Source organism: Cutibacterium avidum ATCC 25577 (assembly GCF_000227295.1).
GTDB lineage: Bacteria > Actinomycetota > Actinomycetes > Propionibacteriales > Propionibacteriaceae > Cutibacterium > Cutibacterium avidum.
Genome location: NZ_JH165054.1, coordinates 1,693,675 through 1,711,958 on the forward strand (window position 1 = coordinate 1,693,675; position 18,284 = coordinate 1,711,958).

At 63.9% G+C, this 18,284-nt stretch carries 18 protein-coding genes; 17 read left to right on the forward strand and 1 reads right to left on the reverse strand.

All coding sequences use genetic code 11. From position 1 onward, the window contains the following. The first annotated feature begins 766 nt into the window (after positions 1-766). The 15 genes from HMPREF9153_RS07545 to HMPREF9153_RS07615 all read left to right on the forward strand — a co-directional run bounded on the left by HMPREF9153_RS07545 (position 767) and on the right by HMPREF9153_RS07615 (position 15,217). The gene (locus HMPREF9153_RS07545) at positions 767-2,098 is read left to right on the forward strand and encodes a hypothetical protein (RefSeq protein WP_036979720.1); all 1,332 of its coding nucleotides are present in this window, start codon (positions 767-769) and stop codon (positions 2,096-2,098) included. Beyond that, a complete protein-coding gene (locus tag HMPREF9153_RS07550; protein ID WP_004810914.1) occupies positions 2,095-3,093 on the forward strand; it encodes an HAD-IIA family hydrolase in 999 nt (332 codons plus the stop codon). The genes HMPREF9153_RS07545 and HMPREF9153_RS07550 overlap by 4 nt, the downstream gene beginning before the upstream one ends. A gap of 70 nt (positions 3,094-3,163) precedes the next feature. Continuing rightward, on the forward strand, positions 3,164-3,733 hold the full coding sequence (locus HMPREF9153_RS07555; protein WP_004810916.1) for a biotin transporter BioY: 570 nt from the start codon (positions 3,164-3,166) through the stop codon (positions 3,731-3,733). Beyond that, entirely contained in the window at positions 3,730-4,449 is a 720-nt protein-coding gene (locus HMPREF9153_RS07560) for an energy-coupling factor ABC transporter ATP-binding protein (protein ID WP_004810917.1), read from the forward strand. The genes HMPREF9153_RS07555 and HMPREF9153_RS07560 overlap by 4 nt, the downstream gene beginning before the upstream one ends. Further along, entirely contained in the window at positions 4,446-5,072 is a 627-nt protein-coding gene (locus HMPREF9153_RS07565; RefSeq protein ID WP_004810919.1) for an energy-coupling factor transporter transmembrane component T family protein, read from the forward strand. Before HMPREF9153_RS07560 ends, HMPREF9153_RS07565 begins: the two co-directional genes overlap by 4 nt. Positions 5,073-5,288: 216 nt before the next feature. Then, positions 5,289-6,026, forward strand: coding sequence for a TlyA family RNA methyltransferase (locus tag HMPREF9153_RS07570; RefSeq protein ID WP_036980095.1), 738 nt, complete (start codon positions 5,289-5,291; stop codon positions 6,024-6,026). Positions 6,027-6,068: 42 nt separating this feature from the next. Continuing rightward, positions 6,069-7,004, forward strand: coding sequence for an NAD kinase (locus HMPREF9153_RS07575; protein WP_004810924.1), 936 nt, complete (start codon positions 6,069-6,071; stop codon positions 7,002-7,004). Beyond that, a complete protein-coding gene (recN, locus tag HMPREF9153_RS07580) occupies positions 7,001-8,680 on the forward strand; it encodes a DNA repair protein RecN (protein ID WP_004810926.1) in 1,680 nt (559 codons plus the stop codon). The genes HMPREF9153_RS07575 and recN overlap by 4 nt, the downstream gene beginning before the upstream one ends. 73 nt (positions 8,681-8,753) lie before the next feature. Next, the gene (pyrG, locus tag HMPREF9153_RS07585) at positions 8,754-10,442 is read left to right on the forward strand and encodes a CTP synthase (RefSeq protein ID WP_015582533.1); all 1,689 of its coding nucleotides are present in this window, start codon (positions 8,754-8,756) and stop codon (positions 10,440-10,442) included. Then, a complete protein-coding gene (locus HMPREF9153_RS07590; protein WP_004810930.1) occupies positions 10,439-11,098 on the forward strand; it encodes an NUDIX domain-containing protein in 660 nt (219 codons plus the stop codon). The genes pyrG and HMPREF9153_RS07590 overlap by 4 nt, the downstream gene beginning before the upstream one ends. Further along, the gene (locus tag HMPREF9153_RS07595) at positions 11,095-12,015 is read left to right on the forward strand and encodes a site-specific tyrosine recombinase XerD (RefSeq protein WP_004810932.1); all 921 of its coding nucleotides are present in this window, start codon (positions 11,095-11,097) and stop codon (positions 12,013-12,015) included. The genes HMPREF9153_RS07590 and HMPREF9153_RS07595 overlap by 4 nt, the downstream gene beginning before the upstream one ends. A gap of 96 nt (positions 12,016-12,111) precedes the next feature. Continuing rightward, a complete protein-coding gene (locus tag HMPREF9153_RS07600) occupies positions 12,112-13,029 on the forward strand; it encodes a ParA family protein (protein ID WP_004810933.1) in 918 nt (305 codons plus the stop codon). Continuing rightward, positions 13,014-13,376, forward strand: coding sequence for a hypothetical protein (locus HMPREF9153_RS07605; protein ID WP_004810935.1), 363 nt, complete (start codon positions 13,014-13,016; stop codon positions 13,374-13,376). Before HMPREF9153_RS07600 ends, HMPREF9153_RS07605 begins: the two co-directional genes overlap by 16 nt. A 17-nt stretch (positions 13,377-13,393) precedes the next feature. Next, a complete protein-coding gene (locus tag HMPREF9153_RS07610; protein ID WP_004810937.1) occupies positions 13,394-14,131 on the forward strand; it encodes a pseudouridine synthase in 738 nt (245 codons plus the stop codon). A 9-nt stretch (positions 14,132-14,140) separates the two neighbouring features. Continuing rightward, the gene (locus HMPREF9153_RS07615; RefSeq protein ID WP_004810938.1) at positions 14,141-15,217 is read left to right on the forward strand and encodes an FKBP-type peptidyl-prolyl cis-trans isomerase; all 1,077 of its coding nucleotides are present in this window, start codon (positions 14,141-14,143) and stop codon (positions 15,215-15,217) included. A gap of 61 nt (positions 15,218-15,278) precedes the next feature. Here HMPREF9153_RS07615 and gluQRS read toward each other — a convergent pair whose 3' ends face one another. Continuing rightward, the gene (gene gluQRS, locus HMPREF9153_RS07620) at positions 15,279-16,310 is read right to left on the reverse strand and encodes a tRNA glutamyl-Q(34) synthetase GluQRS (RefSeq protein ID WP_036979724.1); all 1,032 of its coding nucleotides are present in this window, start codon (positions 16,308-16,310) and stop codon (positions 15,279-15,281) included. 45 nt (positions 16,311-16,355) lie between these two features. Here gluQRS and HMPREF9153_RS07625 point away from each other — a divergent pair, with 45 nt between their 5' ends. Further along, entirely contained in the window at positions 16,356-17,318 is a 963-nt protein-coding gene (locus tag HMPREF9153_RS07625) for a helix-turn-helix transcriptional regulator (RefSeq protein WP_004810941.1), read from the forward strand. After that, positions 17,315-18,283, forward strand: coding sequence for a WYL domain-containing protein (locus HMPREF9153_RS07630; protein ID WP_004810944.1), 969 nt, complete (start codon positions 17,315-17,317; stop codon positions 18,281-18,283). The genes HMPREF9153_RS07625 and HMPREF9153_RS07630 overlap by 4 nt, the downstream gene beginning before the upstream one ends. Position 18,284 lies beyond the last annotated feature (1 nt).

Sequence of the window (18,284 nt, forward strand, 5' to 3'; positions counted from 1 at the left end):
ACTTTCTGTATACCCACATACGGGCCGACTATGCGGTCGTCCTCATTGTTGGGCCACATTGTGCTTCGTGGCAGATAACAATGACGTCTGGAATTCGCAACAATTGATGTAGGCGATTTTCGTTCAGTACCGTGCTCTGGCGAGAAAGAGGGGAAAATCCAAGATCTTTCCCTCTCGCTCTCCTTTGATGGTCAGGGGCACCTGGCCATGTCATCTGGCTGAACCCAGCCTCCATGCAGAATCCCCTCACGGTGTTCTCGCTGAGGCCACCATGGTCGTAGCGGGGATCATCGTCATCATGAGAGTGATGACCGTGGCATGCTCATCCTTCCTTCCGTGCGACATCAGTGGCGATGAAGGAGGTGAAGCCGTCAATGTGCCCTTTGATCAAGGGGACGTCGTTGATCCTTGGAATTCGCTGGGAACTGGAAATTTGGATGACGTCCTTCTCAACGCGCTTTACGTCATCCGGATGGCGGGAGATCTTTCTTACCAGGTAGCTACCCTGTCCACCTGGACGACCACGACTTTGAGGCGGGAAATACGGCCAACATCATCATTTCGACGTTGGTCCCTGGCCGAATGCGCGGCCGTTCCACAGCGTCGTGCCCGACTCCGACTGGGCTGGCAGGACTGTCGCAAATGCGGCACTGCTGCACTAAGGGATTCTTTTCTGGAGGTGGGCTTTTCGGAAACACGGTGCTGACGAGACCAGGCCCGCCTGGCTCCGATCTCGGTTCGCCATGAGGGCCGAGTGTGCGGGACAATGGGAGACATGGCAGATTCTTCCTCCCCCAACAACGGTCGCTCCAGCGGAGACCGACGAGGCCAGGGCCGCAATGGATGGTCCGGCAAGTCGGGCGGACGCGGCGGTTGGAACTCGAAGTCGAATGGTCGTGGCGGGGGTCGCCGTGACCGTCGATCCTGGTCGGACGACGGCGATCGCCGCGGTGATCGCAGGCAGGGACACGGGGGAGACGGCGGTCGTCACTGGGACGAGGATCGCAAGCCCCGTCGCGACGGTGGCTCGGGGCGTTCCTGGCGAGATGATCGCAGGTCGCGTCGGGGCGACCAGGACCGGGACGACCGCTGGAATGACCGTGATGATCGTCGCCGCAATGACCGGCGCTGGGAGGATCGCCGTGATGATCGGCATGACGAGGGTGACAACCGACGTCATGAAGGCCATGGCCGTGGCGATCGTCACTGGGACAAGAACGGTCGCAAGGACTTCCGCAAGACGGACCGCAAGAACTTCCGTCATGACCATCGGGATGATCGTCGCAATGATCACCGGCATGACCATCATGGTGACGATGCTTCGCTCGAGGAGAAGGTGACCCAGGCCCCTGACGAGCCGATGGCACCGCTGGACTTCGACGAGAAGGCCCTGCCCGCCTCGGTACGGGCGGAACTGCGTGGTGTTCCTGCTGACACCGCCCATATCATCGAGGGCCATCTGGTTGCTGCAGCCGAGCTCCTTGACGAGGACCCGGCCCGGGCCAACGCCCACGCTCAGGCTGCGCGTCGACGCGCGCCGCGTCTGCCCGTGCTGCGAGAGGTGGCCGCAGAAGCGGCTTACCAGGCCGGTGAGTACGCCTCGGCCCTGAACGACTACCGGGCCCTTCGGCGCATGACCGGTAATGACAACTTTCTGCCGGTGATGGCTGACTGCGAGCGTGCCCTCGATCGCCCCCAAGCGGCGCTTCGACTCATCCGCGAAGGCCAGCAGACCGACCTCAGTCCTGCTCAGCAGGTCGAGCTGGTGCTCGTCCAAGCTGGTGCCCGTCGTGATCTCGACCAGAAGGCCGAGGCTGTGCGCCTGCTGCGCGACGCCGTCAAGAACCTTAAGGCACCGACCGAGGCAACGGCCCGCCTTCACTACGCCTACGCCGAAATTCTGCTCGAGGATGGAGACACGGCCGGGGCCCGCAAGTGGTTCGTCTCCGCCCAGAGTCACGATCCAGCCAATTTCCTGGATTGTCAGGACCGGATCGACATCATCGATGGTCGAGAGCCGAGCAGGAATCCTGACGACGACGCGGACGACATGGTTTTCATCGAGATGGACGAGGACGACGAGGAGACGAATCAGTGAGCGGCGCCCTCATTGACGGACATGACGCAGCCCTCTTCGACCTGGACGGAGTCGTTTACCTGGGACCCCATCCAGTACCTGCTGCCCCGGACACGATTGCGGAACTGCGTCGTCGAGGGGTGAAGGTTGGTTTCGTCACCAACAATGCGGCCCGGTCCGCTGAGGTAGTTGCCCAGCATTTGACCGACATCGGTATCCCCACGGAGGCCAGTGACGTCGTCACCTCAGCTCAGGCCATCACCGATCTTGCCGCCGAACAGCTGTCTGCAGGGGCCAAGGTGCTCATCATCGGTACCGAGTCGCTGCGTGTGGAGGCGCGATCTCGCGGGCTCGTGACGGTGGAATCGGCGCAGGATGATCCGGTGGCGGTCATCCAGGGTTACGACCCGCACATTGACTGGTCGTTGTTGGAGGAGGCTGGGTTTGCCCTGCAGGCTGGAGCCAAGTGGTACGCGGCCAACCCGGACATCACCCGTCCCACCGATCGTGGCATCGTCCCCGGCATCGGCGCCCAGCTCCAGGTCGTCGCGACGACGTGTGACGCCAAGCCGGTCATCGCTGGCAAGCCCTACCGTCCGCTGCTGGAGGCCACCGTTTCGCGTCTCGGGTGCAAGGCGCCGATCTTCGTGGGGGACCGGCTGGACACCGACATTCGTGGTGCCAACGCCATGAAGATGGACTCCTTGTTCGTCTTCACCGGGGCTCACGGCGTCGCTGATCTGCTGGCTGCAACACCCGAGGACCGACCGCGGAACATCGCTGTGGACCTGTCGGGCCTGCTGGAGCCTGCACGGACGGTTGAGATGTCGGACGCTCACGCTCGCTGTGGTGAGGCGGAGGTCTCACTGACGACTGACCGCGAGATCCGCGCTGACATGGTTCCCGGCGACGTCTCCGGACAGCTCGATGCCGTGACCGCCATGATGACTCTCGTCCACGAGTCCGGTGCGACAGTTCCGGAGAAGCCTGAGGAGTCTTTCGACAAGCTCCACTGAACAGTGTTCAATTGGTTGTGGCGGCCGCTCATCTCGTGCGGCCGCACGATCTCTTCATGGGAGAAACCCAATGTCATCACGCAGAGGATTCCAGGCCACCGACCTGGCACTCGTCGCCGTCTTCGCTGCCCTCATCGCAGTGCTCGCGGTCATTCCGCCGATCTTCATGGTGGGGGCAGTGCCCTTTGCCCTGCAGATGATTGCCGTCATGCTGACGCCGATGGTGCTTGGCAGCGTCCGCGGCGGATGCGCCATTGGTCTGTACATCCTCGTTGGTGTCCTGGGGCTTCCGGTCTTCAGCGGCGGTGCCAGTGGTGTCGGTGTTCTCGTCGGCCCGACCGGTGGATTCCTGTGGGGTTGGTTGCTGGGAGCATTCGTCGCCGGCGCAGTGGCGACTGTGGTTCTACGTCGACGCCCGCGCAAGTCAATGCTGCCGGTCTGGCTCTTTCTCGTCGCACTCGTGGACCTGGTGTGCGTCTACCTCGGCGGCATCCTCGGGCTGATGGCCTTCGCGAAGCTCAGCCTGAATGCAGCACTGGCTGCCAATATCGCCTTCGTCGGACTCGACCTGGTCAAGGGGATCTTGGCCTGTCTCATCGCCACAGCGGTGCTGACGGCCTTCCCGCGTCTCATGCCGTGATTGAGTTCAAGGATGTCGGCGTCGACGTCGACGAGTATGACGTCGAGGGTCATCACCGACGGGTGACCATCCTCAGCGGGGTCAATGTCACCGTGCCTGAACGGCGGGTGGCGGTGGTCGGCCCCAACGGAGCGGGCAAGTCAACCCTGCTCAAACTCGTCAACGGGCTCATGGCGGCCACCAGAGGCACCGTCACTGTCGACGGAATTGATCCCAAGTTCGACGGCAAGGCGGCGAGACGGCGGGTGGGGTACATTTTCACCAACCCCATGAGCCAGCTCGTCATGTCGACCCCCGTTGCTGACGTCGAGCTGTCCTTGCGCCAGCGCATCCGCAATCGTACGGAGCGTCACGATGCTGCCTTGAAGATCCTTGCCGACCAGGGGTTGGAGGCCATCGCTGGCCGCAGCGTACACGCCCTGTCCGGGGGAGAGCGTCAGTTGGTCTCCCTGGCGAGCGTCCTCGCCGTGGAGCCATCAGTCATCCTCGCCGACGAACCGACGACCCTGCTCGACCTGCGTAACCGAGAAATGGTCCGGCACGCCTTTGAACGCCTGGATCAGCAGATCCTGTGTTGCACCCATGACCTGGAGCTGGCGGCCTCCTTCGATCGGGTGCTGGCTGTCGAGGACGGCAGGGTCGTCGATGACGGGGACCCTGCCAAAGTCATTGCCGGGTACCGCCGACGGATGATGACCGAGGAGCTGTCCCGATGAAGGCTGACATCTCGGCCTTCCTCGGGGGTTACCGTCCTGGTCACAGCCTGGCCCACCGGATGCCGGTGTGGTCGAAGTACCTTCTCGTGTTGGTCGTAGGTGTCACCCCGTTCTTCGTCAAGCAATGGTGGTTCTCGTCGGGCTGCCTGATCATGGCCGTCGGCATCGACCTGGTCGTGGCAAGGATGCCCGTCCGCACTGCGCTGTCAATCGGCGTGCCATTGTGGATCGCGAACGTCCTCATCCTGGCCTATCACTGCTTCTTCACCACCTGGCAGCGAGGAGTGATCTATGTGGCAGGCCTGCTCGCCTGCCTCTACATCGCTCGGCTCGTCACGTGCACCACGGATCCTGGCGCTCTCATGGACGCCATCGTCGCGATGGTGGGTCCGTTGCGTCCGCTGGGAGCCAAACCTGAGAAGTTCGCCCTCACCTTGGCCTTGATGTGGACCACAATTCCTTATCTCATCGGATCAGTCGGGCAGGTGAGGGAAGCCGCCAGGGCGAGGGGACTGAGACACTCCAGCTGGAGATTCCTCATCCCGATGTTCGTGGGCGCAGTGGGCCATGCCCTGGAGATGGGGGAGGCCCTCAAGGCCCGTGGGCTTGGTGACGATGAGTGACCTCTTCAGCGCGTCGCATGTTCAGGTTGTGGAACGAAAAGCTCACAAATTGGGAACAATCTGCTGAAATCGTGGGGGACTGCACATCCTTGATGCATGGGTGCGTCAACTATTCGTTCAGAGCAGTAGCCATTCGTCGCTTTGGGAGCCCCAATGACGGCGCTTGCTGTATCACCCCTGGTGCGGCGGGTCACCGAGAGGTGGCAGGCTGTCCCCGTGAGACTTGACCAGGCCCTCGTCGACGCCGAACTGGCGCGTTCACGCACCCTGGCCACCCGATTGGTGCGTGAAGGACGGGTGACCGTCAACGGGGTGGTCGTCACCAAGCCCGCGGCGAAGGTTGGCCCCTCGGACGACCTGGTGGCGGAGGAAGAGGTGTGGGTCTCCCGGGCGTCTCACAAACTCATCGGGGCGCTGGACGTTCTCGATGTCGAGGTGCCCGCCCGGGTGCTTGACGCCGGAGCATCCACCGGTGGGTTCACCCAAGTCGTCCTGGCGAGGGGAGCTCAACTCGTTCACGCCGTCGACGTCGGCCATGACCAGCTCTCCCCGGTGCTGCGCGAGGACCCACGGGTCATCGTTCACGAAGGCCTCAACCTGCGTGACCTCACGCCTGCCGACCTGGCCACTGACGATCACTTCGAGCCGGTCGACCTGGTGGTCGGCGACGTCTCCTTCATCTCCTTGACGATGATCCTGGAACCGATCTCGGCCGTCCTGAGCTCAGAAGGCCTCATGTTGTTACTGGTCAAGCCACAATTCGAGGTCGGGCGCAAGGCCCTTGGTGCCCACGGGGTCGTCACCGACCCGCAGCTGCGCGCTCAAGCCGTCGCAACCGTCATCGCCAAGGCTGAAGAACTGGGTTGGTCAGTGCGCGACGAGTGCGACAGCCCCTTGCCCGGACAGGACGGAAACGTTGAGCACTTCGTCCTGCTGGAACGGTCTGGTCGGTGAAAGCGGGCCGGACAGGTCACACCGGGCCGCTACTGTGGTGACGTGAACGACACGAGCCCTTCCAGATACGTTGTCGTCGTCACCCATGCCACTCGTGACGACGCCTTTGACGCGGCCGCCGAGTTCATCGCCGAGATGGATAGCAGGAATATTGGCTGCGCCGTTCCCGACGATCAGGTTGAACCGATGACGGAGAAGCTGCCCGGAATTCGGGTTCAGGCTCTCGGAGAGTTCACCCACGAGGCTGAGGTCGTCGTCGTCTTCGGCGGTGACGGTACGATCCTGAGGGCGGCGGAGTGGTCCCTCCCTCGGCACGTCCCCATGATCGGCGTCAACCTGGGACATGTCGGATTCCTGGCCGAATTGGAACGCTCCGACATGGCTGACCTGGTTAATAAGGTCTGTTCGCGCGAATACACCGTTGAGGACCGGCTGGTCCTCAAGATCGCCGTCACCGAGCATTCCGGTCAGCATCGCTGGAATTCGTTTGCCGTCAATGAGCTGTCCTTGGAGAAAGCAGCTCGACGCCGCATGCTCGACGTGCTGGCATCCGTCGACGAATTGCCCGTGCAGCGCTGGAGTTGTGATGGGATCCTCGTCTCTACCCCGACCGGCTCCACCGCCTATGCCTTCTCCGCCGGCGGCCCAGTCATGTGGCCCGATCTCGATGCCATGCTCATGGTGCCGCTCAGCGCCCATGCTCTTTTCGCTCGTCCCCTTGTTATGAGCCCAGCCGCTCGCGTCGACCTCGACATCCAGCCAGATGGTTCGGAATCCGCGGTGCTGTGGTGTGACGGACGCCGCTCCTGCACGGTGCGACCGGGGGAGAGGATCACCGTCGTGCGTCATCCCGATCGTTTGCGCATTGCCCGCCTGGCCGCACAACCCTTCACCTCCCGTCTGGTCAAGAAATTTGAGCTTCCGGTCAGTGGGTGGCGCCAGGGGCGCGGACGTAATCATCCGGGGGAGAGCTCGTGATTCGCAGTGTCCGGATTTGCGGGCTGGGTGTCATTGACGAGACTGTCTTCGAGCCTTCTCCCGCGTTGACAGCGGTGACCGGCGAGACGGGTGCCGGCAAGACGATGGTCGTCACCGGCATCGGCCTGCTGCTGGGGGACAAGGCCGACACCGGACTGGTTCGCCATGGTCGCGACCGAGCCGTCGTCGAGGCCGTTCTCGATGTTCCTGACGCTGATCGCATCAATGACCTGGGCGGAACCGTTGAGGACGGTGAGGTCATCTGCGCCCGACACATCACGACGCGTCGCTCCCGGGCTTTGCTGGGAGGGGCCCAGGTCGCCGCGAACCAGTTGGCGGAGGTCGTCGGGGAGCAGGTGACGATCCACGGACAGTCCGAGCAGGTTCGCCTCGTGGATGCATCGCGTCAGCTCGATGTCGTGGACCGTGCCGCTGGTAAGGAACTGGCCGCGCAGTTGGAGCGTCACTCCCAGTTGTGGATGCAATTTCGCACCGCTTCCCAGCGTCTCCACCGCCTCAATGAGGATCGTGCCGGGGCCGAGATGGAGCGCGAGGTGCTGTCCCGACGGGTGGGGGAGGTCGATGCCGTCGATCCACAGCCCCATGAGGACGACGACCTCATCGCGGAGATGGCGGGGCTCCAAGCAGCTCAGTCGATTCGAGAATCGCTGCGCAGGGCCGATATCCTCCTCAACGGTCTGGAGACGTCCACCGGGCCTCAACCGGGAACGCTGGCCCTCCTGGAACAGGCCGTTCACGAGCTCGACGGCACCGGGGACGTCGATCCTGAGGCTGCCGAACTGGCTGAGCGCGCTCGCCAGATGTCGTACGACCTGACCGACCTGGCCGCATCAGTGGCCGGCCATGCCGCCCGCGCCGAGTCCGATCCGCAGCGTCTCGAGGAACTGGGGGGACGGCTGGCGGCGATTCAGCGCTTGTTGAGGGCCCGCACGACGACCCTTGACGATCTGCTGGAGACCACCGCCGCGGATCGACACCGTCTTGCCGAGCTCGATCCTGCTGCCAATGATCTCGACGCACTGGGACGTGAGGTGGAGCAGTTGCGTTCCCAATTGCGGGAATCGGCCGACCGCATCAGCGCTGTGCGACGCCGGACCGCCGTCCGGTTGGCTGCCGAGGTGAAGCCGGAGTTGGCTGCCCTGGCCATGCCACACGCCCGGCTGGAGTTTCGCGTCGAACCGGCTCCCATGGGGCCGCGAGGTGCCGATGCCGTGACGATCATGCTGGCGGCCAACCCAGGTGCGAATCCGGCGCCGCTGTCCAAGGCGGCCTCAGGTGGCGAATTGTCGCGAGTGAGGCTGGCCCTCGAGGTCGTCGCGGCACAGACTCAGTCCCCACAGACCTTCGTCTTTGACGAGATCGACTCCGGTGTCGGAGGTGCGGTCGGGATCGAGATCGGGCGGCGACTGCGTCAACTGGCACGTCGTCACCAAGTCGTCGTCGTCACCCACCTGGCCCAGGTCGCCGCCTTCGCCGACACCCATGTCGTCATCACGAAGGCTTCTGACGGAGCCGTCACCAGCTCTGGTCTGAGAGAGGTCGGCGGTTCCGAGCGTGAGATCGAGTTGTCCCGGATGATGAGCGGCATGGTCGACTCGGAGTCTGGTCTGGAGCACGCTCATGACCTGTTGCACGAGGTTGCAGGACAGGACTGACAGGCTGCGCCGGTTGTCCGCCAGCCGGGCCGTCTTGGCCGAGACCTTGGGCCATCCGTTAGGCTGGAGGTCCGTGGGCACCGACAATCACTCCAGCAAGCACGTTTTCGTCACCGGAGGAGTCGTCTCCTCCTTGGGAAAGGGGCTCACGGCCTCCTCCCTCGGGTCTCTTCTCAAGGCTCGTGGCCTCAAGGTCACGATGCAGAAGCTGGACCCCTATCTCAACGTCGATCCGGGAACGATGAACCCGTTCCAGCATGGTGAGGTCTTCGTCACCGAGGACGGTGCCGAGACCGACTTGGACATCGGCCACTACGAGCGATTCCTCAATGAGAACCTGTCTGGCCAGGCCAACGTCACCACCGGCAAGGTCTACTCGGCCGTGATCGCCAAGGAGCGTCGTGGTGATTACCTGGGCGACACGGTTCAGGTCATTCCTCACATCACCAACGAGATCAAGGAACGCATGTTGGCGATGGAGGAGGGCAACCCCGACGTCGTCATCCATGAGATCGGCGGCACCGTGGGTGACATCGAGTCCCTGCCCTTCCTCGAGGCTGCCCGTCAGGTTCGTCACGAGATCGGCCGGGAGAACGTCTTCTTCCTGCACGTCTCCCTGGTTCCCTACATCAAGCCGTCCGGTGAGATGAAGACCAAGCCCACCCAGCACTCCGTGGCAGCCCTGCGGGAGGTTGGTATCCAGCCCGACGCCATCGTCTGCCGCTCCGAGCGCCCGCTGGGCAAGGGCATCAAGTCGAAGATCGCCCTCATGTGTGACGTCGAGGGTCCGGCCGTCGTGTCCTGTCCGGATGCTCCGTCGATCTACCTCATTCCCAAGGTCCTGCACCGCGAGGGCTTGGACGCCTACGTCGTGCAGAAACTCAGCCTGTTCTTCCGCGACGTCGACTGGACGACCTGGGAAGACCTGCTCGACCGAGTCCGCAAGCCGCGCAACGAGGTGACGGTGGCCCTGGTCGGCAAGTACATCGACCTGCCGGACGCCTACCTGTCGGTGACGGAGGCCTTGCGTGCCGGAGGATTTGCCAACAAGGCCAAGGCCAACGTGGTGTGGGTGGCCTCGGACTCCTGCGTGACCCCTGAGGGCGCTGCACAGCAGCTCAAGGACGCTGACGCCATTTGCGTCCCAGGCGGATTCGGTATCCGTGGGGTCGAGGGCAAGATCGGTGCCATTCGCTACGCCCGCGAGCACAAGGTGCCCTTCCTGGGCCTGTGCCTGGGCATGCAGTGCGCGGTTATCGAGGTCGCCCGAGACCTGGCCGGTATCGAGAACGCTGCCTCCAGTGAGTTCGACCCACAGACCACCGACCCGGTCATCGCGACGATGGCCGAGCAGGTCGACGCCGTCTCCGGCAAGGGAGATCTGGGCGGCACCATGCGCCTGGGGGCCTACCCCGCCAAGCTCGCCAAGGATTCCCTGGTGGCCGAGCTCTATGGCACGACGACGGTCTCCGAGCGTCACCGGCACCGCTACGAGGTCAACAACGCCTACCGAGATCGCCTCGAGCAGGCAGGTCTGAGGATCAGCGGCACCTCTCCTGACGGCGGTCTGGCGGAGTTCGTGGAGCTCGACCGCGAGGCTCATCCGTACTTCGTCGCCACTCAGGCCCATCCGGAGCTCAAGTCCCGCCCGACGCACGCCCACCCGCTGTTCCGTGGGCTCGTCGCCGCTGCTGTCGAGCATGCCAAGGCTGCTGCCAAGGAAGCCCCCAAGGAGACAGCCAAGAAGGAGGCCGACAAGTGAGCCAGGAGCGCTGGGACCGCGACGAGTGCTGGCAGGTCGTTGACCACCAGGTGAAGGCTACCGGTCGGGTGTGCAACTTCGTCGATGACGCTGTCGTCACCCCGTCCGGGGAGCACATCAATCGTCAGTACATGAGCCATCCCGGCGCGGTGGGCATCATCGCCTTCGATGACCAGGACCGCGTCGCGGTGGTGAGGCAGTACCGTCATCCGGTGCGCATGGTTCTCGTCGAGCCGCCTGCCGGTCTGCTCGACGTCGACGGCGAGGACTTCCTGATGGCAGCTCAGCGGGAGCTGGCCGAGGAGGCCATGCTCGCTGCCGATGACTGGCGCGTCCTCGTCGACATCGTCACCACCCCGGGTGGATGCCAGGAATCCTTGCGGATCTACCTGGCTCGTGGGCTTCACGAGGCGCCTCGTCCCGAAGGTTTCGTGTTGGAGGGCGAGGAAGTGTCGATGAAGGCTGGTTGGGAGCCGCTGGACGACCTCGTCGAGGCGATCTACGCCGGTCAGTGCCAGTCACCGACCCTGGTGACCGGGGTCATGGCCCTTGAACTGGCTCGTCGCACTGGCCGGATCGACCAGCTGCGTCCTGCCGATTCGCCGTGGTCGATTCGTGAGCGTCCCGGTGGCATCAACGGAGCCCTTGCCGAGTGAGGTCGACCGTCGGTGAGCAGGCCGAGGACTACCTGCGTCACCTTGTCGTGGAGCGAGGGTTGTCCGACAACACGGTTCAGGCTTACCGACGCGACCTTGCGCGCTATCAGGACTTCCTCGACTCGCGCGGGATCCGATCTCTCCCGGAGGTCACCCGCGTCGACGTCGAGGAATTCCGCCGCCATCTCGACGACCTGGGACTGGCCCCGGCATCGGTCACCCGATCTGTGGTTGCGGTGCGCAATCTCCATCGGTTTGCCGCAGGTGCCGGGCAGACTCCGACAGATGTGACGGCTGGCATCTCTCCGGGAACTCACTCCCGTCGACTCCCCAAGGCCCTGTCCATGGACCAGGTCGAGGCGCTGCTGGCGGCACCTGACACGGAGACCGTGGAAGGCCTGCGCGACGTGGCGTTGCTGGAATTGCTCTACGGCACAGGTGCGCGTGTTTCGGAGGTCTGCGCCCTTGACGTCGATGACATTCGTCCCGTCCTGGACGATCCAGAACTCGGCTTGAGGCTTGTCGGCAAGGGAGACAAGGAACGCATCGTCCCGCTGGGGAACTATGCCGCGAAGGCGGTGAACGCATGGCTGGTGCGAGGACGTCCCTCCTGGGCCGGGGCGGGACATGGCGACCACGCCCTGCTCCTCAACACTCGCGGACGGAGGTTGTCCCGGCAGTCAGCGTGGGCCGTCATTCGTCGCGCAGGCCAAACCGCGGGTCTGGATGTCGAGCACCTGTCACCGCACAGCTTGCGTCATTCCTACGCCACCCACTTGCTCGACGGCGGGGCCGATGTCCGAGTGGTGCAGGAACTCCTGGGGCATTCCTCGGTGACGACGACACAGATCTACACCTTGGTGACGGCCGACCATCTCAAGGAGGTGTACCGGTCCTCTCACCCCCGAGCCCTCTGAGGCCAGTCTCGAGGATGGGGTGAGGTTGTCGGGTTCGCCCACTATCGTTGGTGCGAGCATGGATTGTTGTCGTGACGTCGAGAGGAAGGTCACCACGTGTCCGAGACTGACCCCGAACCGCTGTTCCGCGTCCCCGGGCCGGGCCGAGAGGCCCAGGAGGCTGCCGAGAACTCCGTTGGTCCGACCGGACGCCCGCTTCCCGGCCTTCCCGAGCCGACGCCGGTTCCCGACGGTCCGAAGCATGCCACCGTCATCTCGATGTGCAACCAGAAGGGTGGAGTCGGCAAGACGACGACGACCATCAACCTGGGTGCTGGGCTGGCCGAATATGGCCGCAAGGTGTTGCTCGTCGACTTCGATCCGCAGGGATCCCTGTCGGTGGGTCTGGGAGTCAATCCACACACCCTGGAGAAATCGATCTACACCCTCTTGATGTCCCGGCGCGACGACGTTCATGACGTCATCCAGCCCACCGAGACCGAGGGCATGGATCTGTTACCGGCCAACATCGACCTTTCGGCGGCGGAGGTGCAGCTCGTCAGCGAGGTGGCCCGTGAGCAGACCCTCAAGCGGGTCATCGACCGTGTCCGTGGCGAGTACGACATGATCCTCATCGACTGCGCCCCATCGCTGGGTCTGCTCACCATCAACGCCTTGACGGCTTCTGACTACGTCATCATGCCGCTGGAATGTGAGTTCTTCGCCCTGCGCGGTATCGCTCTGCTCACCGACACCATCGAGAAGGTGCAGGATCGCCTCAACCCGGATCTGGAAATCCTCGGTATCCTCGGCACGATGTTCGACCCGCGTACCCTGCATGCTCGGGAAGTCATGGAGCGCGTCGTCCAGGCCTTTGGCGAGGTCGTCTTCCACACCGTCATCAAGCGCACCATCAAGTTCCCCGAGACAACGGTCGCGGGGGAGCCGATCACCAGCTATGCCTCCTTGTCACCGGGCGCTCAGGCTTATCGTGATCTGGCCAAGGAGGTTCTGGCCCGATGCCGCGTCGAGTGAGCCTGCCGGGAGCCAACGAGCTCTTCCGGCCCACCGCTGGCAACCACGAACCGGAACGTGCGAAGGCCCCTAAGAATACGCAGGCGAAAACTGCCAAGGCGTCCCCGTCGAGCGCATCTGGAAGGAAACGAGCTGGTAGCGGGCGGGTCCGCCATGATGAGAAGATCACCGTCTATGTCTCCACCGAGGAACTCATTGCTCTGGAGACCGCCAGGTTGGCCCTGCGATCCCAGGGAATCAACGCCGATCGTGGCCGTATCGTGCGCGCATCGGTAGCCATGGCCCTGGCCGATCTGGAGGAGAACGGTCAGGACTCCCGACTAGCCCGTCTCCTCACCACTGACTGAACAACGCGAGGAAGAACATGAGCGACGAGCAAGGTATCCGGCTTCAGAAGGTGCTGGCCCAGGCAGGGCTGGCATCGCGCAGGGCTGCAGAAGAGATGATTGCGGCAGGACGAGTCGAGGTCAATGGTGAACTCATCATTGAGCAGGGACGGCGTGTCGATCCCGAGCACGACGAGATTCGCGTCGACGGGTCTCGTATACCTACTGCCCGACGTCACGTCTACTATGTGCTCAACAAGCCGCAGGGCGTCGTGTCCACGATGGACGATCCAGAAGGGCGCCCCTGTCTGTCCGACATCGAGGGAGTGCCGCACGGCATTCGTCTGTTCCACGTCGGTCGTCTCGACACCGAGACCTCTGGCCTGATTTTGTTGACCAACGATGGTGAATTCTCCAACCGCATGACCCACCCGTCGTACAAGGTTCTCAAGACTTACCTGGCTGACGTCGAGGGTCGGGTCGATGCCAAGGTCATTCGTCGCCTTGCGAAAGGCATCACCTTGGAGGACGGTCCGGTCAAGCCCGATGCCGTGCGACTCGTGCAGGCCAACGATGAGCACTCCTTGGTCGAGGTGAGCCTTCACGAGGGCCGAAATCGCATCGTGCGCCGCATGATGGACTCGGTTGCCCACCCGGTGCGTCGGCTGTCCCGGACGGCGATCGGCCCGGTCAGACTAGGGCGTTTGGGACGTGGCGACATGCGCGAGCTCACGCGCGAGGAGCTGGGGCAGCTTCTCGACCTCGTCGAGTTGTGAGGCGCTTCAGTGACAGGAATTGTGCTGAGGCATCCCTCGGGTAATCTCAGGCAGGTGAGTTCGAACAAGCATCGTCCGGTCAGCGCCGCGGCACTTGCCGCCGTACTGTGCGTGTCGTCACTGGCCCTCGCCTCCTGCAACAAGTCATCCTCCGACGCCAAGCCGTCGCCGAGTGCCTCGGCAAGCGCCCCGGCCTCCGCCTCCGCGAGCGCGAAGGCCTCGGCCACTCCGACCAAGAAGCCGACCATGGTCACGAACCTTGATCGGATCAAGGTGTCAGGCAAGGACGGCAAGGCACCCAAGGTTGAGGGATCATGGCCGCTGGCCATCGCCAAGACCCAGTCAAAGGTGCTCAAGAAGGGCGACGGCGAGAAGGTCGACAAGAACGCCACCGTCAAGGTGAATTACCTTGGCGTCAACGGGCGTACCGGAAAGGTGTTCGACTCCTCCTACCAGCGTGGATCCACCGTGGACTTCCCGCTGTCCCATGTCGTCCCAGGATTTGCGAAGGGTCTCGCCGGCAAGCACGAAGGCGATCGCGTCCTCATCATGATGCCGGGTTCTGACGCCTACGATTCTCAAGGTGGTGCCCCGCAGGCTGGCATCATGAAGGGTGATTCCCTCGTCTTCGTCGTCGACATCGTCGGTGTGCCGCTCACCAAGGCCAAGGGTGAGGCAGTGACCCCGGCGTCCGGCCTGCCAACCGTCAAGGAGGTTCATGGAGCCCCGGTCGTGACGATCGGCAACGCCAAGAAGCCGTCAAAGCTTGTCGTCCAGCCCCTCACCAAGGCAGATGGCAAGAAGGTCACGGCCAAGGATGCGATTGACGTCAAGTACCGCACCTACGCCTGGTCCTCGAAGGAGCTCATCGAGGATGGGTTCTCCGGCGAGGCCGTCACCGGTTCCATGAACTCGGTCATCCCGGGGTGGAAGAAGGGCCTGGTGGGTCAGACGGTCGGCTCGCGCGTCATGCTCATCGTCCCGCCTGCTGATGCCTATCCGGAGGGCAACACCAATCCGCCCGTGAAGAAGGGCGAGACCCTGGTGTACGTCATCGACATTCTCTCGGCTCAGAAGGAGTCCTGAGACACTGATCTGAGGCACTGATTCGGTCGGTCCTGTCAGACAGGACCGACCGAATCAGTTGTCACAACTCGTCCACGGAGAGAACGGCGTCACTCCACCACCCCAATGGGCCATCGAGGGAAGCGGGATCCAGCGAGGCCGTCACGGCCGGGGGTGAGGGTGGGGTCAGAGCCACCGACCCGATGAGGTCATGCGGGTCGCTGACTTCCGGAAGCCCCAAGGACCGACACAGCCATGCCATGATGCGGTTGCGGTCGATTCCCTCAGTCATGAGCCGGGTCAGTCCTGCAGCTCCCGCCGATTTGGAGAGACGCTCACCACCGGGGGCAGTGACGAGACCGGTGTGCGCATAGGTCGGGGTCTCAAAACCCAGCAGTGCGGCCAAGTGAGACTGACGCGGCGCCGAGGACCACAGGTCCCGTGCCCGAACGACCTGATCCACCCCCTGCACCCCGTCGTCGACGACCACCGCGAGGTTGTATGCGGGGGTGCCGTCGTTACGCACCAGGACGAGATCGTCGACTCGTCCTCGGCAATGTCCCCGGGCTAGGTCGGTGGCCTCGAAGGAGTCGACCTGGCTGGCCAGGCGGGTGGCGGGAGGACGTTTCGTCGCCCGTTCCTCGCGCTGTGGTGCAGTCACGGTTCGGCAGGTCCCCGGGTACGGACGCCAGTCGGCCTCGTTGGGGGCGGTGGCCGCTGCCGCGATCTCCTTGCGAGTGCAGAAGCAGGGGTAGGTGTCCAAGCCCGCGACGGCGTCGGCGTAGAGGTCACGACGCTCCGACTGCCGGACCACTGGTCCGTCCCAGTCGATGCCAAGGGTCTCCAGATCCCGTAACTGGGTCGAGGCGATGTTTCCGGCGGCCGCCACCCGTGCCTGATCCAGGTCCTCGATGCGCACCACGAATCGCCGTCCCGAGGATCGAGCCAGCAACCAGGCCACCAACGCGGTGCGGAGGTTCCCCAGGTGGAGGGTCGAGGTGGGGGATGGAGCGAATCGCCCCGCTGCCGCGGATGGCTGCGGAGAGGAATGGGTCGCGGCAAAATCGGTCACGAGCGGCAGTGTAGGCAAAAATTGTTGTGACGGAATGGGCATGCCCGCCCACATGGGTAGGCTGTGACGCTGGAAGGGAGGGTGCCGATGGCTGCGCAGCGTTCGGAGAGGTTGGTCAACCTCGTTATCGCTCTCCTGGTCACCGACCGTCCTCTCACTCGTGCCCAGCTGCGCGACATGATCGAGGACTACCGCAGGGTCTCCGAGGTCGCTTTCCAGCGCTCCTTCGAGCGCGACAAGGAGGAACTGCGTCGGATCGGCATCACCGTCGAGTCCGTGACCCTCGACACCTTCTTCGGCGACGAGGTCGGTTACCGCATCCCCCGTGCGGACGTCGAGCTACCTCCCGTGCAGTTCACCCAGGCCGAGGCCGACGCCCTGGCCACTGCGGCGAGGGTGTGGCGGGAGTCCGTTCTTGACGAGTCCTCCACCTCTGCGCTGGTGAAGTTGCGGGCTGCTGGTGTCGAGCCTGACACCGAGGCCGGTATTGCCACGCAGGTCGTCACGGGAGCTGACGCGCCGTCCTTCTCTGATCTGTGGCGGGCCACCATCGACCGGTCCCGGGTGAGGTTCGGGTACCGAGGTGGCAAAAAGCGCACCGTCGATCCATGGCGAATGGCTCTGCGCCGGGGACGTTGGTACCTCGTTGGACGTGACGTGGACCGCGACGAGCCGCGACTGTTCCGTCTCTCGCGCATCAGTTCTGCGGTGACGACCGTGGGGGAGCCCGGTACCGTCACCAGTCCCGAACCTGAGGTCATTGAGGCCCACCTCAATCGCCTCGAACCGCCGGAGCCCGAGGAGGTCGACGTCACCATGGCCGTCGCTCCCGGTGTGCGTCTGGGAGTCATGACGACTCGTGCGGAGTGGGATGGACCCGTTCCTGAGGGGTACGAGGTCGTCACCGGTGGGTTTGGCGGATATGACGAGGCCGCCACCGCGGTGCTGCGCGCTGGTGGACGGATCATTCTGCTCGCCCCGGAGAAGGCCCGCACGGTGCTCGCCGATCGTATTCAGGCCGTCCTGCGGTTGGAGGAGGATGCCTCATGACCGCCCGTACTGACACCGCCAGACTGCTCGCGCTCATCCCGTATCTGCGTTCCCATCCCGGAGTCGCCGTCACCGAGGTCGCTAGGGTCTTCGGAGTGACCACCGACCGGGTGATCGCGGATCTCAAGATCCTGTGGATGGTCGGACTGCCCGGCGGCATGCCGGACGATCTCATCGACATCGACATGGATGCCGTCGACTCCGACGGCACCATTACGATCACCAATGCCGATGCCCTGCCACGCCCCATGCGTCTGACACCTGACGAGGCGTGGTCCCTGCTGGCCGCTCTGCAGGTCATCGCTGATCTGGCCGACGACACCGTTCGGCCTGCCGTGGCGTCGGCGGTCGAGAAGTTGCGCCAGGTCTGTCCGCAGTCCGGTCCGGACCCGGTCGAAGCCAGCGTGGAGGCCGATTACGACCCGCGTTCGGAATGGTTCACCGGAGCCTGCGCCAACAAGTGGCGTATCGAGATCGTCCACAAGCGAGGCGATGACCCCACCCCGCACACCCAGGTCGTCGATCCTGTCCGGGTAGAGGTTCGTGACGGTCATCGTTACCTCGTAGGGTGGTCGATGGCCCGCAAACAGTGGCGAACCTGGCGTCTGGATCGCATCGTGACAGGCAAGAGGGTGGGTCACGCCACAAATCATGGCCGTCCGCCCAAGACTCTTGAGTGGTTTTCCGATGTCGTCGATGAAGTGACACTGACCCTGGCCCCGCGTGCCGGATGGGTCGCCGAATACCACCCGGTGCGTCACGTCGAGAAGGACGGGGACGTGTGGAAGGTGACGTTCGCAGTCGCCTCACCGACCTGGCTCGCCGAGCTCATGGTGGGTCTGAGCCCCGATGTCCTCGCCGTAGATCCGCCTCGTGCGGCTGCTCCAGCGATTCAGCTGGCACGCGCGGCCGCCATCGCCAACGGTATTGAGGCGCCACAGCGTGAGGCTGGGGGCGAGTCCTGAT